This window comes from Brevibacterium atlanticum, from assembly GCF_011617245.1.
In the GTDB taxonomy this organism is placed as follows: Bacteria; Actinomycetota; Actinomycetes; order Actinomycetales; family Brevibacteriaceae; genus Brevibacterium; species Brevibacterium atlanticum.
On the sequence record NZ_CP050152.1, the window covers coordinates 243,125 to 257,437 of the forward strand.

Annotated in this window: 13 protein-coding genes; 9 read left to right on the plus strand and 4 right to left on the minus strand. The window is 65.2% G+C overall.

What is annotated here, in order from left to right; genetic code table 11:
• Positions 1–699 (minus strand): YoaK family protein, encoded by a 699-nt coding sequence (locus GUY23_RS01105; RefSeq protein ID WP_166968941.1) that lies wholly within the window; start codon positions 697–699, stop codon positions 1–3.
• A 124-nt stretch (positions 700–823) separates the two neighbouring features.
• Between GUY23_RS01105 and GUY23_RS01110 the strand changes: the two genes are divergently transcribed.
• Genes GUY23_RS01110 through GUY23_RS01135 form a run of 6 tightly spaced genes read left to right on the plus strand, consistent with a single transcriptional unit; the run spans position 824 to position 8,442 of the window.
• Positions 824–2,425: an ABC transporter substrate-binding protein gene (locus GUY23_RS01110; protein WP_166968943.1), complete on the plus strand. Its 1,602-nt coding sequence runs from the start codon at positions 824–826 to the stop codon at positions 2,423–2,425.
• Positions 2,422–3,378: an ABC transporter permease gene (locus tag GUY23_RS01115; protein ID WP_166968945.1), complete on the plus strand. Its 957-nt coding sequence runs from the start codon at positions 2,422–2,424 to the stop codon at positions 3,376–3,378. The genes GUY23_RS01110 and GUY23_RS01115 overlap by 4 nt, the downstream gene beginning before the upstream one ends.
• Complete coding sequence (locus tag GUY23_RS01120; protein ID WP_166968947.1) at positions 3,375–4,289, plus strand: ABC transporter permease; 915 nt, start codon at positions 3,375–3,377, stop codon at positions 4,287–4,289. The genes GUY23_RS01115 and GUY23_RS01120 overlap by 4 nt, the downstream gene beginning before the upstream one ends.
• Before the next feature lies 1 nt (position 4,290).
• The gene (locus GUY23_RS01125) at positions 4,291–6,096 is read left to right on the plus strand and encodes a gamma-glutamyltransferase family protein (RefSeq protein ID WP_166968949.1); all 1,806 of its coding nucleotides are present in this window, start codon (positions 4,291–4,293) and stop codon (positions 6,094–6,096) included.
• A gap of 5 nt (positions 6,097–6,101) precedes the next feature.
• A complete protein-coding gene (locus tag GUY23_RS01130) occupies positions 6,102–7,742 on the plus strand; it encodes a dipeptide ABC transporter ATP-binding protein (protein WP_166968951.1) in 1,641 nt (546 codons plus the stop codon).
• Positions 7,735–8,442 carry a GntR family transcriptional regulator gene (locus GUY23_RS01135; protein WP_166968953.1) on the plus strand — a complete coding sequence of 236 codons (708 nt, stop codon included), beginning with the start codon at positions 7,735–7,737 and terminating at the stop codon, positions 8,440–8,442. The genes GUY23_RS01130 and GUY23_RS01135 overlap by 8 nt, the downstream gene beginning before the upstream one ends.
• A gap of 51 nt (positions 8,443–8,493) precedes the next feature.
• Here the strand turns inward: GUY23_RS01135 and GUY23_RS01140 are convergent, their stop codons facing one another.
• The 3 genes from GUY23_RS01140 to GUY23_RS01150 all read right to left on the minus strand — a co-directional run bounded on the left by GUY23_RS01140 (position 8,494) and on the right by GUY23_RS01150 (position 10,774).
• Positions 8,494–8,991, minus strand: coding sequence for an SRPBCC family protein (locus GUY23_RS01140; RefSeq protein WP_166968955.1), 498 nt, complete (start codon positions 8,989–8,991; stop codon positions 8,494–8,496).
• Position 8,992: 1 nt separating this feature from the next.
• On the minus strand, positions 8,993–9,433 hold the full coding sequence (locus GUY23_RS01145; RefSeq protein ID WP_166968957.1) for an ArsR/SmtB family transcription factor: 441 nt from the start codon (positions 9,431–9,433) through the stop codon (positions 8,993–8,995).
• 81 nt (positions 9,434–9,514) lie between these two features.
• Positions 9,515–10,774: an MFS transporter gene (locus GUY23_RS01150; RefSeq protein WP_166968959.1), complete on the minus strand. Its 1,260-nt coding sequence runs from the start codon at positions 10,772–10,774 to the stop codon at positions 9,515–9,517.
• An 85-nt stretch (positions 10,775–10,859) separates the two neighbouring features.
• On the opposite strand from GUY23_RS01150, the gene GUY23_RS18460 reads away from it, so the two are divergent.
• The 3 genes from GUY23_RS18460 to GUY23_RS01165 all read left to right on the plus strand — a co-directional run bounded on the left by GUY23_RS18460 (position 10,860) and on the right by GUY23_RS01165 (position 14,035).
• Entirely contained in the window at positions 10,860–11,408 is a 549-nt protein-coding gene (locus GUY23_RS18460) for a CGNR zinc finger domain-containing protein (protein ID WP_208085430.1), read from the plus strand.
• A gap of 219 nt (positions 11,409–11,627) precedes the next feature.
• Entirely contained in the window at positions 11,628–13,121 is a 1,494-nt protein-coding gene (locus GUY23_RS01160; RefSeq protein WP_228282863.1) for an APC family permease, read from the plus strand.
• Complete coding sequence (locus GUY23_RS01165) at positions 13,118–14,035, plus strand: universal stress protein (RefSeq protein ID WP_166968961.1); 918 nt, start codon at positions 13,118–13,120, stop codon at positions 14,033–14,035. Before GUY23_RS01160 ends, GUY23_RS01165 begins: the two co-directional genes overlap by 4 nt.
• The last annotated feature ends 278 nt before the right edge of the window (positions 14,036–14,313 follow it).

The window sequence follows — 14,313 nt, forward strand, 5'->3', positions numbered from 1 at the left end:
TCAGGCGTTCGACGCAACGGTTCCGGCCGCCTCGGCGAGGGTCCGCTTCTTCTCACCGAGGTGGCCGATGGCGGCAGCGGCCGCGATCATGACGGCAACGAGGGCGATGCCGATCCACTGATTGAGCAGGAGCGTCGCAGCCCCTGCCAGCGCGCCGATGAGGATGAGGACGACGGCGAGCAGGCGGCGAACCCAGCGGACGCTGTCGCCGCCGGCCAAGCGGGAATCCGAAGCGAGGCCGACGATCGTCGAGGTCACGACCACGGTGGTGACATCGGCGATCTTCATCTTTCTGGCGGCAGCCGCCTGCGCGCCCATGAGGGCCGAGAGTGCCGAGGTGAAGATCGTGCCGGCCAGCCCGATCTCGGGATCGGGCACGAGCGCCACATAGAGGGACAGTGCCGCGCAGCCGGCGGCGACGATGCCGAAGATCACGGTCGTCCGGTGATGCCAGGCCTCGCCGACATCGCCGAGGATGCGGCCCGAGAGTGCCGCGCCGACCATGAAGAAGACCAGGGCAAGGGCGGGGCGGAGGACGGGAATACCCTCGGCGCCGGTCAGACCCATGCCGAGGATGACCACGTTGCCGGTCATGTTCCCGGTGAAGACCTTGTCGAAGCCGAGGTAGCCGATCGCATCGACCATCCCGGTCGAGAACGTCAGCAGCAACAGCATGGCCAGGTCGAGTCGGCGGGTCATGGAAGTATCCCATCATGCAGAAATTTCACAGTACTTGTATACAAAACTCTAAACAGCGTATAGATTGTATGCAAATATTTCAGTTTGCTGTGTTGCCCTCATGGGAGTGCGTGTGAAAATACGGATGGTTGCAGCGCTTGCCTCTGCCGTTCTGCTGGCCGGCTGCGTGCCGGTCCAACCCTTGGAGGATCCGCCCGATCGCACCGACGTGAAGTCAGTGGGTGCGGAGTCGGGGGATTTCAGGCAGGGCGGTGACCTCGTCATGGCCCTGTCCTCTGAGCCGGATCGCCTCGACCCGACGACCTCGTCGTCGCTCTACACCCGGTACGTCATGCAGACGATGTGCCAGAAGCTCTACGACATCGACGAGAACGGTGAGATCACCCCGATGCTCGCGACAGCGCTCCCGGAGATCTCCAAGGACGGCAAGACCGTGCGGATTCCGCTCAAGGACGGGGTGAAGTTCGCCGACGGGACCGACTTCGACGCCGAGGCGGTCAGGACGACCATCGAACGCGGACTCAATCTCGAAGAGTCTTCCCGCGCCGCCGAACTCGGACCCATCGACGACGTCACCGCAGTGGGCGACCACACTCTCGAAGTCACCTTCGAGAAGCCTTTCGCCCCCTTCACCGCGGCGCTCGCCGACCGTGCCGGAATGATCATGTCGCCGAAAGCACTGAAGGACGAGGGCGATGACTTCGGCGACAATCCTGTCTGCGTCGGGCCGTTCAAGTTCGAGAAGCGCATCGCGCAGACATCGATCAAGGTGGTCCGAGACCCCAACTACTACGATGCCGACAAGATCCACCTCGACTCGATCACCTACCAGATCATGACGGACGCGAACATCCGTGCCGCGAACATCCGATCCGGTGACGTCCAGGTCGCCGACACGATCTCCCCGCAGGACGTCGACGCCCTCGACGAGGAGACCGGCATCGGCCTCCTGCAGTCGAATTCGCTCGGGTACCAGGGCCTGACCGTGAACATGGGATTCGGTGACAACCCCGAGAACTTCGAGACGCCGCTGGGTCAGGACCCGAAGGTACGACGGGCCCTGTCAATGGCCATTGATCGCAAGGCACTCGTCAACACCGTCTTCAACGGATGGTTCTCACCGGCCTGTTCCGGCATCGCCCCCGACAGTCCCTTCGCCACCGAGGCGAGCAACGACTGCGTCGACTACGACCCCGAAGGTGCGAAGAAACTCCTCAGGGATGCCGGGGTCAAGCTGCCGCTGAAAGTGAACATGAAGGTCGCAAACACCCAGGACACCCTTCGATTCGCCCAAGCAGTGCAGGCGGCCACCAAGGAGGCCGGCTTCGACATCAAGGTCCAGCCGATGGAGTACACCGCTCTCCTCGATGCCCAGGACCGCGGCGACTACGAACTGCTCCAGCTCGGGTGGTCCGGCCGCGTCGACCCGCACGGCAACCTCTACACCTTCCACTACCCGGGCGCTGCCAACAACGTCACCGGCGTCGACGATGACAAGCTCAGCGACCTGCTCACCCGGGCCAGCGAAGCCACCGACGAAAGCGAACGCGCCGAACTCTACGGCAAGGCTTCTCAGCGGATCGGTGAGATCAACTCGATCATCTACCTCTACCGGCAGAAGAACCTCACCGCCTACACCGAGAACGTCGCCGGAATCGACGTCTTCTCCGACGGAGTCGTGCACCTCTCGGGAGCAGGCTTCCTCAAGAACGGAGGTCAGCGATGACCCGGTTCGTGCTCACCAAGATCCTGCACGCGATCATCACCTTCGTCCTCTCGGGTATCGTCATCTTCTTCGGCGTGCGTCTCCTTCCCGGCGATCCCGCTCTGGCCATGGCCGGCGAAGAGGCGACCCCTGAACGGCTCGACGCGATCCGCGCGGACCTGGGCCTCGACCAGCCGCTCCTCGTCCAGTTCCTCAAATTCCTCGGGTCGATCGTCACCGGCGACCTCGGCGATTCCACCCGCACGGGACTGCCGGTCACCTCGATGATCGCGACCACGCTGCCGGTGACTCTCTGGCTGGCGCTCTATGCCATCGTCGTCGCCGTGGTCGTCGGCATCGCGTTGGGCATGCTCGCCGAACGCTACCGGGGGAAATGGCCGGAGATCGGCAGCAACTTCATCGCCCTGCTCGGACTCTCCGTGCCGAACTTCTGGCTCGGGCTCCTCGCGATCCTCGCCCTGGCGGTGAGCCTGGGCTGGTTCCCCGCCTCGGGTTATGTCGATGTCCTCTCCGATCCGATCCGCGGCATCTACTACCTCACCCTGCCGGCGGTGATCCTCGGCACCAGCCTCGCCGCAGTCATCACCCGACAGACGAGAGCCTCGATGATCGAGACCATGGGGACCGACTACGTGCGGATGGCCCGAGCCAAAGGGCTCTCGCGCCCACGGGTGCTCTTCCGCTACGGACTGCGCAATTCGCTCATCGTCCTCGTCACCATCGTCGGCCTGCAGCTGGGCGGACTGATCTCCGGCGCGGTCGTCACCGAGCGGATCTTCGCTCTGCCGGGCATCGGCAAACTCACCCTCGACGCGGTCTTCTCCCGTGACTATCCGGTCATCCAGGCCGTCGTCCTCGTCATCACCGCCTCCTACATTCTCATCAATCTGGCCGTCGACATCCTCTACTCGGTCATCAACCCCCAGATCCGCGTCAGCGAGGATGCCTCATGAGCACACCCATCGTCACCAACACGGACAAGAACACCCAAGGACTCGACCCCGAGTTCCACGCTTCGAGCAATCGGACACTGTGGCTGCTGCGCTCGATCCTGTCGACCCCGATGGGGATCATCGGCTCGGTCATGGTCGTCCTCGTCCTCATCATCGGCCTCTTCGCTCCGCTCATCGCTCCCTACGGCTTCGCCCAGACGAACTTCGAGGTGCCGTTCCAGGTTCCGGGGACGATCGGCTATGTCTTCGGCACCGATGACCTGGGCCGCGACATCCTCTCGCGGCTCGCCTTCGGTGTCCGCGCCTCCCTGCAGGTGGGACTGCTGGCCGTGGCCCTCGCCGTCGTCGTCGGCACACCTCTTGGCCTGCTGGCCGGCTATTTCCGAGGACTCGACTCTGTCATCTCGCGGCTGACCGATGTGACTCTGGCATTTCCGTTCCTCATCATCGCCGTCGGTCTGGCAGCGATCTCGGGGCCCAGCCTGAGCAATGCCGCGATCGCCTTGGGCATCTCGCAGGTGCCCACGATGATCCGGGTGGTCAGAGGTGAGACGATGAGGCTGAAGTCCGCTGACTTCGTCAAGGCCGCAATCGCCACCGATGCCTCGAAGGCTCGTATCCTGGGCATGCACATCCTGCCCAACGCCGCCTCGGCGGTCATCGTCCAGGCCACGGTGATCCTGCCGACCGCAGTGATCGGAGAATCGATGCTCTCCTTCCTCGGACTCGGCATCCAGCCGCCCTCGCCGAGTCTCGGGATCATGCTCTCCGACGCCCAGCAGTACATCTTCCGTGCGCCCTCGACAGCACTGTTCCCCGGCTTGGCCATCCTCTTCATCTGCCTGGCCTTCAATCTCTTCGGCGACGCTCTGCGCGACGCCCTCGATCCGAACTCCACGAAAGGACACTGACGTGTCGTACACCCCACCCGCCGTCTTCACCACCCGCCCCACACTGGAAGGGCACTTCGGGATGGCCACGTCGACGCACTGGCTGGCCACCGCGGCCTCCCAGGCGGTCCTCGAGCGCGGCGGCAACGCCTTCGACGCGGCGGTCGCCGGTGCGTTCCTCCTCCATGTCGTCGAACCCCACCTCAACGGCCCGGGCGGTGACATGACCGGCATCTTCGCGACCGCTGAGGACCCGGCGCATCCGCAGGTGATGATGGGGCAGGGCCCTGCGCCCGCGGCCGCGACGATCGAGCACTACCGCGGTGAAGGACTCGACATGGTCCCCGGATCCGGAGCGCTCGCCGCCGCCGTTCCCGGCGCGGTCGACTCCTGGCTCAACCTGCTCGAACATCACGGCACCTGGGAACTCGCCGACGTGCTCGACTTCGCCATCGACTACGCCGAGAACGGACACCCGGTGCTCAGCCGCGTGGTCGGGACGATCGAGCGCGTCCGCGAACTCTTCACCGACCACTGGCCGAGCTCGGCGAAGCAGTGGATGCCCGAGGGAGAGATTCCTCAGGCCGGAGACCTCGTGTTCAACCGTCCCTACGCCGAGGTGCTGCGTCGGCTCATCGCCGCCGGCGACGGAGCCGAGACCCGCGAAGGCCGCATCCAGGCCGCGCGCCAGGAGTGGAAGTCAGGATTCGTCGCCGAGGCGATCGCCCGCTTCATCGCCACCCCTCACCGCCACGCCACCGGAGGCGACCACTCCGGTGTCATGACGCAGGCCGACATCGCCGGATTCGACGCCCACTTCGAGACACCCGTGACGATCGACTTCCGCGGATGCCAGATCGCGAAGATCGGCGCTTGGGGTCAGGGGCCCGCGCTGCTGCAGACATTGAAGATCCTCGAGGGATTCGACGACGAACGGCTCGACCCCTCGAGCGAAATCGGCGCACACACGATCCTCGAAGCACTCAAACTCGCCATGGCCGACCGCGACACCTACTACGGTGACGGAGACGTCGACCTCGACTGGCTGCTCAGCGACGACTACGCCGCAAGCCGTCGCGCACTCATCACCGACGCCGCCTCGCACGACTTCCGCCCAGGTGCCGGTCGCGACGGCACCGAGCCGGTCTTCCAGCCGCCGCTCGTCCCAGAAGGCGCGGACAAGGACGCACTCATCAAAGCCGGGATCGGCGAACCGACCGTGCAGACGAACGGCACGAACAACGGCGACACCTGCCACATCGACGTCGTCGACCGGTGGGGCAACATCATCTCCGCGACCCCGTCGGGCGGGTGGCTGCAGTCCTCTCCGACCGTCCCGGAACTCGGATTCTGCCTCGGCACCCGGCTGCAGATGATGTGGCTCGATGAGACCTCACCGTCGGCGCTGACTCCCGGCAAGCGCCCGCGGACGACGCTGACACCGACGCTGATCTCGAAGGACGGGAGCCCCGTCATCGCCCTCGGTTCGCCCGGCGGGGACCAGCAGGAGCAGTGGCAGCTACTGCTCATCCTCCGCCTCCTCGTCGGCGGCTACACCGCTCAGCAGGCCATCGATGCTCCCGCGCTGCACACGACGGCCCTGGCCGGATCGTTCTGGCCGCGCACTTGGGTGCCCGGTGGAGCGGTCGTCGAGGACCGCCTCGGCGACGATGTCATCGACGGCCTCATCGCCCGCGGGCATGCGGTGACCCGCGCCGGATCCTGGGACCTCGGTCGACTCTCCTGTGTCACCCGGGATCCCGACACCGGTCGGCTGACGGCCGGAGCGAACCCCCGCGGGTCCCAAGGGTACGCGGCAGGAAGGTGAGAGCGATGAGCGAGGAATTCGTGCTCGAGGTCTCCGGCCTCGAAGTCTCCTATGGGGCTCCTGTCCTCCACGATGTGAACTTCACGCTTGCACCGGGGGAGAGGCTGGCCCTCGTCGGGCAGTCCGGTTCCGGGAAGTCGACGACCATCGGCGCGATCCTCGGTCTGCTGCCGGGCTCCGGCAGAGTCAGCGCCGGATCGGTGCGCTATCGCGGAGAAGAACTCGTCGATGCCGACCGTGCCCGCCTGCAGACCCTGCGCGGTCGGTCGATCGCGCTCGTGCCCCAGGATCCGATGGCCAGCCTCAACCCGAGCATGCGTGTGGGCGAGCAGATCGCCGACGCTCTGCGCACCTACGGAATGTCGGATTCCCGCGAGGTGACTCGAACCGTGGTGCGGCTGATGACCGAAGCAGGCATACCCGACGCGGAGACGCGACGTCGGTCCTATCCGCACGAGTTCTCCGGCGGAATGCGGCAGCGCGTGCTCATCGCCATCGCCCTCTCCGGGGATCCCGACCTCATCATCGCCGACGAACCGACATCTGCGCTCGACGTCACGGTGCAGAAGCAGATCCTCGACCATCTCCAGGAGCTCGTGACCGAACGCGGCACCTCTCTGCTGTTCGTCACCCATGACCTCGGGGTGGCGGGGGAGCGGACCGACACCGTCCTCGTGATGAATGAGGGACGCGTCGTCGAGCGCGGGGAGCCCGAGCAGGTGCTCGGCGATCCGCAGGACGAATACACGCAGGCGCTGGTCAGGGCCGCACCGAGCATCGTCGTCGATCGCGACGGAGATCGGGAGTCCGACGGTGGCGGGGTGTCGGACAGTGCTGGCGAGTCCGACGGTGCGGCCGCCTCGGCGAATGTGCTCGAGATCGACGATCTCCACAAGGTGTACCGGCTGCGCGGACGGGGGCGGGAGGTGCACGCGCTCAAGGGAGTCAGCCTCACCGCGCAGCGGGGGAAGACGACCGCGATCATCGGTGAGTCCGGATCGGGCAAGTCGACGATCGCGAAGATCGTCCTCGGGTTGGAGAAGGCGACCAGCGGCACCGTCCTCGCGGGCGGACGCAACGTCGATGCGACCTCGAGGTCGGAGCGCAGCATTCTGCGGCGCTTCAGCCAGCCGGTCTTCCAGGACCCTTTCTCCTCGCTCAATCCGATGTGGAGCATCGAGAGGATCGTCCGCGAACCGCTCGACGTCTTCAAGATCGGCACCCGCGCCGAACGGACGAAGAAGGTCGCCGAGGTGCTCGACCACGTGGCGATGCCCACGTCGATGAGCGACCGCCGCCCCGCTGATCTCTCCGGTGGGCAGCGACAGAGGATAGCGATCGCCCGGGCGCTCATCAGTGAGCCTGAGCTCCTCATCTGCGACGAAGCTGTCTCTGCGCTCGATGTTCTTGTCCAGGAGCAGATCCTCGACCTGCTGCGGACCCTGCAGTCCGATCTGGGCGTGAGCTGCCTGTTCATCACTCACGATCTTGCAGTCGTGGCGAACTTGGCCGACGATGTTGTAGTGATGAAGAGCGGAGAGATCGTCGAAGCCGGCACGACCAGGGAGGTCATCGACCACCCGAAAGCCGACTACACCCAGAAGCTCTTGGCGGCCGTGCCCGGTTCCGGTCTCCTCGATGTCTGAGCCTGCCCCGCCTTCGAGCCCTGGGAGCAGCGGGGACGTCGGTGCGCGGATCCGTGCCGACATCATCACCGGTGTCCATGCGCCCGGTGCGAAGCTGCGGGAGGTCGCACTGGCCGAACAGTACGCGGTCTCGCGCATTCCGATCCGCGAGGCGCTGCGATCGCTCGAGGCCGAAGGGCTCGTTGAGTCGAGGAAATACAGCGGCTCGATCGTCGCGCCCTCGCCCATCGAGGATGCCGAGGACCTCTTCGAGATCCGCATTGTGCTCGAGTCGGCGACCGCGAAACGCGCGGCCAGGCGTGCGTCCGCGCTCAACGCCGGCGACATCCCTGACCTGAAGTGGCGGGAACTTCGCAAGGAGATCAGTGACATCCTCGACGCCGGAGACGTCGTCATCGGACAGGAGCGCTTCGAAGACCTTGCGGTGCTCAACATGCGCTTCCATTTCGCCGTCGCCGAACTCAGCGGCAGCGTGTCATTCATCAGCCTGCTCCGGCAGATCTCCGGCAAGATCGAGTGGCTGTACTCGCTCAATGTCACCCGCCGCGGTCCCCAAGCCTGGCCCGAGCACCGCGAGATCATCGCGGCCATCGATGCCGGCCAGGAGGTGAAGGCCGCTGAAGTCATGGCCCAGCACGTGCGCCGCAGCCGCGACTCCTACTTCGCCATGATGTCCGCCGAACCCCCCAGAACTACCTGACGGCGGCCCAGCAACCTCGCGCGAGGTTGCTGGGCCGCCGTCAGGCAGCAATTACTGGGTGGTGAGGAGGTGGTCGAGCTTGTTGTAGCCTTCGACGATGCCGTGCTCCATGCCCGAGGCGACCATGCCGTCGCGGGATTCGAGTGAGTCGAAGACCGACGTCGACTGCAGTCTCGTCCGTCCGTCGCCGAGGTCGGTGAGCGTGAGGATCTCGAGGTTGACCGCGTCCGGGAATCCCTCGAAGGTGAAGGTCTGGACGATGCGCTCGTTCTTCCGCACCTCGTGGAACGAACCGAAGAAGGCGTACTCGCCGCGATCGTCCGTCGAGACATAGCTCCAGTTCCCGCCGGTGGTCGCATTCCATTCGCGGATCGTGTTCGTGATCGAGTCCGGCCCGCACCATCTGACGAAGAGTTCGGGGTCGATGTGAGCCCGGAACACCTTGTCCGGGGTCGCCGCGAAGTCGCGGGTGATCGTCACTGTCTGCACGCCCTCTGGGACGTCGAGCTTGAGCGTCGAGTAGTCGGCTGTGGTGTCGGTGGTGGTCATGTCATGCTCCCTTGCGTGATCTTCTGTTGGTTGAGTGGGGCGAAGTGGCATCGGATCCGTTCGCCGAGGCGGCTCCCGGGCCCGAATCGTCAGTTGCTTCGTCCGCGCCGGCCAGTGCCTCGTCCGCGTCCATCTGTGCGAGGACGTCGTCGAGCCGCTGATAGCGCTGCTCGGCCAGCTGTTGATACCTTTCGATCCATTTCGTCATCAGATCGAACACATTGTCTTCGAGGTGGACCGGTCTGCGTTGGGCGTCGCGGGTGCGGGAGACCAGTCCGGAGTCCTCGAGCACCTTGAGATGTTTCGACACGGCCTGCAGGCTCACCTCGTAGGGTTCGGCGAGCTCGTTCACCGTCGCATCCGCGACGCTCAGCCGAGCCACCATGTCCCGCCTGGTCGGATCGGACAGGGCCGCGAAGACCTTGGACAGCTGATCGGACACCGAGGCCTCCCGCGCACACTCATCGAAACAGTTATTCAACCAATTGGTTAAAGAAAACGTACTCTGGAAACCGCAAGCATGTCAACCATTCGGTTGAATAAGTTCTGAGGGTGTTCCGTCCGCTGCCCGGTCGATGCGCGTCCTGATTGCCGGCATTCTGATGGCAAACCATGCGCAGATGCCCAGCGCCACGAGACTCTCGATCCAGAACAGTGGGGGCAGCCCAAGCGTCTGGACTCCCACGGCACCCAGCGAGGCACCTAGGGGGAGTGCTCCCCAGCTGATGACTCGCGAAGCGGAGTACACCCGTCCGATGAGGTGCAGCGGGGTCGCCTGTTGGCGGATGACCGCGACGATGATTCGCCACACGGTCGATCCGGCCCCCGCGACAATGATCCCGATCGCGATCACCGCCAGCGGTGCGTTGAGGGCGGCGGGGAGAGCAAGGCCGAGAGTTCCGATGGTGTCGATGAAGAGCAGCCAGTTCGAGGAGAGTCGGGCCTGAAGGCGTTCGGTGAAGATCGAGGCGAGTATCCCGCCCGCGGCCATTCCAGTGAGGAGCATCCCGTACGCTGCTGTGTCGAGTCCCAGCGGACCGGGCGATACGGCGTGGAGGACGAAGGTCGCCGACCAGGCTCCCCAGACGATGCTCATTCCTGCTGTCAGCAGTGTGAGTTCGCGCTGCAGTCGGTGGTTCCAGAGGTAGCGGATGCCTTCGCGCACTTTCATGGGGGTGTGCTGTGGGCGCCGCGAGGCCCTCGTAGGTGCTGGTACTGATCGTTGGGCAGTGCACATGAGCCCGATGGCGGCCAGTGCTGCGAGGGCGTAGAGGCCGCCGCCCGAGGTGGCGGCGAGAATTCCGGTGGTTCCGATGAGCAGGCCTGCCAGCGGCGGCCCGGCGAGTTGGTTGTTGACGTTGATCGTCGCTTCGATTCTGGCATTGGCGGCGGTGAGTTCGCGGCGATCCACGGTGCGCGGTATGCCGGCGATGAGGGCGGTGTCGACCAGAGTCTCGGCTGTGCCGAAGATGAAGGCTGTAGCTAGCGTCATGGCGAACACTGAGTTGTCGAGGCTGATGGCGACCGTGAGCGCGACGAGTGAGGCTGCTCTAGCCCCATTGACCACGGCCAGCAGGAGGTGCGGCGAGAGCCTGTCGACGACCCATCCCGCATGGAGGCCGAACAGCGGCCATGCGATGGTGGCGGACGCGGTGACCATGGCGACCTCTCCGGGTTGCGCTCCCGCTGCGAGCGCGATGAGCGGCAGGGCAGTGATGGTGATTCCGTCACCGAGGTTGGCCAGGCCGGCACTGGCCCACAGCCAGCGGAATCGGGCATTCATTGTAACCACCTAACTATGTCTGACTGGTCAAGTCCTGTCAGCGAGACTTTACCAGTAAAAAAGCAGACAGTGGTAAAGTGTGTGTATGGAATTCGAGCATGTCGCCAACGCGCTCTGCCTCGAGCTGAGCAATTCGGTCCCCGACAGAAGGGAGTCGAGCGAACGTGACTGGCTCCGCACGCCCGACGGCGCCAAGGACTGGGTGCAATCGCTGAACCTCCAACTGGCGGAGGCTCTCGGATCGGAAGAGCTTGATCGACTGAAGCGCCTGCGCGAATCCGTCTTCGAGACCTTTGCCGCCCTGTCCGCGCTGACAGAGGTGAGCGAACGGTCCTTAGGGGTGATCTCGGCAGAGCATGCCGCGGGTCTTGGTCGCCATGGCTACACGAGCAGAGACGGAATGGTCGAGAGAGACTGGCCTCGGCGGTGGGACGGGGAATCGCTGATCGCGCTCTTCGCCGACTCGGCGATCACCGAACTGACCGGCAGTCGCCTGGACCGCCTGAAGCTGTGCCCCGGCTGCCACTGGCTCTTCTTCGACATGTCGCGCAACCGCAGTCGGCGCTGGTGTTCGATGCAGACGTGTGGGGGACGCGACAAGGCGCTGCGTCACTATCGCCGCACCCGAGCCTGACTGCGCATAGTCGACCGACCTCGGCGAAGGGGCTGAAATGCCGCGGATGACGGCACGGATGCCCGAAATCTGCGACAGAATCTTTCCGGCTCAGGCGCAACCTCGCCGGAATCGACGTAAGGTCGCTCATAGCGGGTGCCGCCTCGGCGCTCGCCGCCGATGAGAACCACCTGTCCTGCGCGGACCCACAGCGCCCGACGACGAAGTCTGGAGACGATGATGCCCACCCTGCGACAGCAGCTGTTCCGGATCAAACCGGTGCCGCGGCAGAAGGAAGACGTCGAGACCGACCTCAAACGCACGATCGGTGTCTTCTCGCTGACGATGGTCGGCGTCGGATCGACGATCGGCACCGGCATCTTCTTCATCCTCTCCGAGTCCGTGCCCGTGGCCGGGCCCGCCGTGATCTGGTCGTTCATCATCGCCGGTCTCGTCGCCGGTCTCGCGGTCATCTGCTATGCCGAGCTCGCCGGGTCCGTCCCCGTCTCCGGCTCCTCCTACTCCTACGCCTATGCGACTCTCGGCGAACTGCCGGCGATGGGCGTGGCTGCCTGCCTCCTCCTCGAGTACGGCGTCGCCGGCGCCGCTGTCGCCGTCGGCTGGTCGCAGTACGTCAACCAGCTGCTGTTCAACCTCTTCGGCTTCCAGATCCCGCACGCCTTGGCCTACGCACCCGAAGAAGGCGGCATCGTCAACCTCCCGGCGATCCTTCTGCTCGCGATGTGCTGCTTCCTGCTGGTCCGCGGCACCGGCGAATCCATCGTCGTCAACGCGATCATGGTGTGCCTGAAGATCGGCGTCCTCATCTTCTTCATCTGCGTGGGCGTGACCGGCTGGGACTCGAACAACTTCGCCGACTTCGCGCCTTTCGGCATCTCCGGCGTCGTCGCGGGCTCCGGCCTGATCTTCTTCAGCTACGTCGGGATGGACGCTGTGGCCACCGCCGGTGATGAGACGAAGAACCCGAAGAAGACGATGCCCAGAGCCCTCATCGCCGCCCTCATCATCGTCACCTCCGTCTACGTCCTCGTCGCCGTCGCCGCACTGTCGGCCCAGCCGTGGGAGAAGTTCGAAGGTCAGACGGCCGGCCTGTCCGCCATCCTCGAGAGCATCGTCGGCTCCCAGTGGCCCGGCACGATCGTCGCCGCCGGCGCCGTGATCTCGATCTTCTCCGTCACGCTGGTCTCCATCTACGGCCAATCGCGCATCCTATTCACGATGGCCGGCGACGGGATGATGCCCAAGCTCTTCCGCGAGGTCAATCCGCGCACGCTCACCCCGGTCAAGGGCACGATCGCCGTCAGCCTCGTCGTCGCGATCCTCGCCGGGTTCATCCCGCTGAATTTCCTCGCCGAGATGACCTCGATCGGCACCCTCGTCGCGTTCGTCGTCGTGTCCCTGGCCGTGATCATCCTCCGCGTGCGCGAACCCAACCTCGAGCGCGGCTTCAAGGTTCCCTTCTATCCCGTCCTGCCAGTCCTGTCGATCATCGGCTGCTTCTGGATCATCTCGAGCCTGCAGCTCATCACGATCGTCGTCTTCCTCATCTGGACCGCCTTCATCCTCGGCCTGTACCTCGTCTTCGGCCGCAAGTCCTCCGTCCTCGGCAGGCAGCTCGCCGAGGCGGGGCGCAGCGAGGCGGGCAGCGGCGATTCCGCTCAGGCGCCCCGTTCCGGTTCCACCGATACCGACTCCACAGGAGGAGAGAAATGAGCATCGTCGTCGGCATCGCGCCAGGTCAGGACAACCGGGCGGCTATCGAACTCGGCGTCGTCCTCGCCCGCACCTACGAACGCCGGCTCGTCGCGACCGCCGTCGACTCCTCCGCCTTCCCAATGGCTCCCGTGCACTTCGAAGGGCAGTACGCGAAGAGATTCCGCACGGTCGCCGAGGCGGCCCTTGGCGAGGTGCGCACGCTCATTCCCGCAGACATCGAGTCCGAGATCGTGCTGCACGAATCGCGTTCATCGCGCCGCGGGCTGCTCGAGATGTGCGAGAAGGCCGGGGCCTATCGCCTCGTCGTCGGTCCCGCCGCCGACGACGGTGAAGGCCGGATCGCTCTCGGATCAGTCTCGAACGGGCTGCTCCACAGTGCACGCCTGCCCGTGGCGCTGGCCCCGGCCGGTTTCACTGCTTCAGAGGGGGCGCGGCTGAAGCGGATCACGGCCGCGTATTCGGGGTCGTCCACCTCGGCGGATCTCATCCTCGGTGCGGCCATGGTCTCGGCGCAGTCGGATGTGCCGTTCCGCATCGCGTCGTTCGCCCCGCGCTCTCGGGTGGTCGCGTCCGCGAACGTGCCCTTCGACATGGAGTCGAGCGTCATCGACGAATGGACGCAGGTCATCCAGCGCGACACCGACAAGATCCTGTGCTCGATCGAGCAGCTGCACATCAAGCCTGGTGAGACCGATGTCGTCGTGGGCACCGGCGCGAACTGGGCCTCGGCACTCACCGCCGTCGAATGGGAGCATCCGGAAGTGATGATGCTCGGCTCCTCGGGGCTCGGCGCGCTCAGGCGGGTGTCGCTGGGCAGCCATGCGATGCGGATCCTCCAGCATTCCCGGGTGCCGGTCGTTGTCGTGCCCCGGCGCGCGAAGGCCGACTACACCCGTCGGGAGACCGTGTGATCCGCAGCCGATAGCGCGCCAGACCGCTGCCGACATGTCCTACAGTCCGCAACGCATCCCTCACCGGCAGAGGCTGCGCTCACCGTAGCGCGCATGACCTACCTGTACTCACTCATCCCACACCGTCAGCGGCAAAACCACGTGTTGCACCGCGGTGATGTGGCGGCAGCGGTGAGGGATGGCCCGCCGCTGACTGCCGGAATTCGTGGCTGAAGGTGACTGAGAGCGTGGTGTCGTCGGGTAGCGCGGCTGCGCCAGTTGTCCATCACTTGAACAGT

Excerpts from the sequence above, each read along its gene's own strand:
- GUY23_RS01105 (WP_166968941.1), bottom strand. The coding sequence starts at position 699 with ATGACCCGCCGACTCGACCTGGCCATGCTGTTGCTGCTGACGTTCTCG.
- GUY23_RS01110 (WP_166968943.1), top strand. The coding sequence starts at position 824 with ATGGTTGCAGCGCTTGCCTCTGCCGTTCTGCTGGCCGGCTGCGTGCCG.
- GUY23_RS01115 (WP_166968945.1), top strand. The coding sequence starts at position 2,422 with ATGACCCGGTTCGTGCTCACCAAGATCCTGCACGCGATCATCACCTTC.
- GUY23_RS01120 (WP_166968947.1), top strand. The coding sequence starts at position 3,375 with ATGAGCACACCCATCGTCACCAACACGGACAAGAACACCCAAGGACTC.
- GUY23_RS01130 (WP_166968951.1), top strand. The coding sequence starts at position 6,102 with ATGAGCGAGGAATTCGTGCTCGAGGTCTCCGGCCTCGAAGTCTCCTAT.
- GUY23_RS01135 (WP_166968953.1), top strand. The coding sequence starts at position 7,735 with ATGTCTGAGCCTGCCCCGCCTTCGAGCCCTGGGAGCAGCGGGGACGTC.
- GUY23_RS01140 (WP_166968955.1), bottom strand. The coding sequence starts at position 8,991 with ATGACCACCACCGACACCACAGCCGACTACTCGACGCTCAAGCTCGAC.
- GUY23_RS01150 (WP_166968959.1), bottom strand. The coding sequence starts at position 10,774 with ATGAATGCCCGATTCCGCTGGCTGTGGGCCAGTGCCGGCCTGGCCAAC.
- GUY23_RS18460 (WP_208085430.1), top strand. The coding sequence starts at position 10,860 with ATGGAATTCGAGCATGTCGCCAACGCGCTCTGCCTCGAGCTGAGCAAT.
- GUY23_RS01160 (WP_228282863.1), top strand. The coding sequence starts at position 11,628 with ATGCCCACCCTGCGACAGCAGCTGTTCCGGATCAAACCGGTGCCGCGG.
- GUY23_RS01165 (WP_166968961.1), top strand. The coding sequence starts at position 13,118 with ATGAGCATCGTCGTCGGCATCGCGCCAGGTCAGGACAACCGGGCGGCT.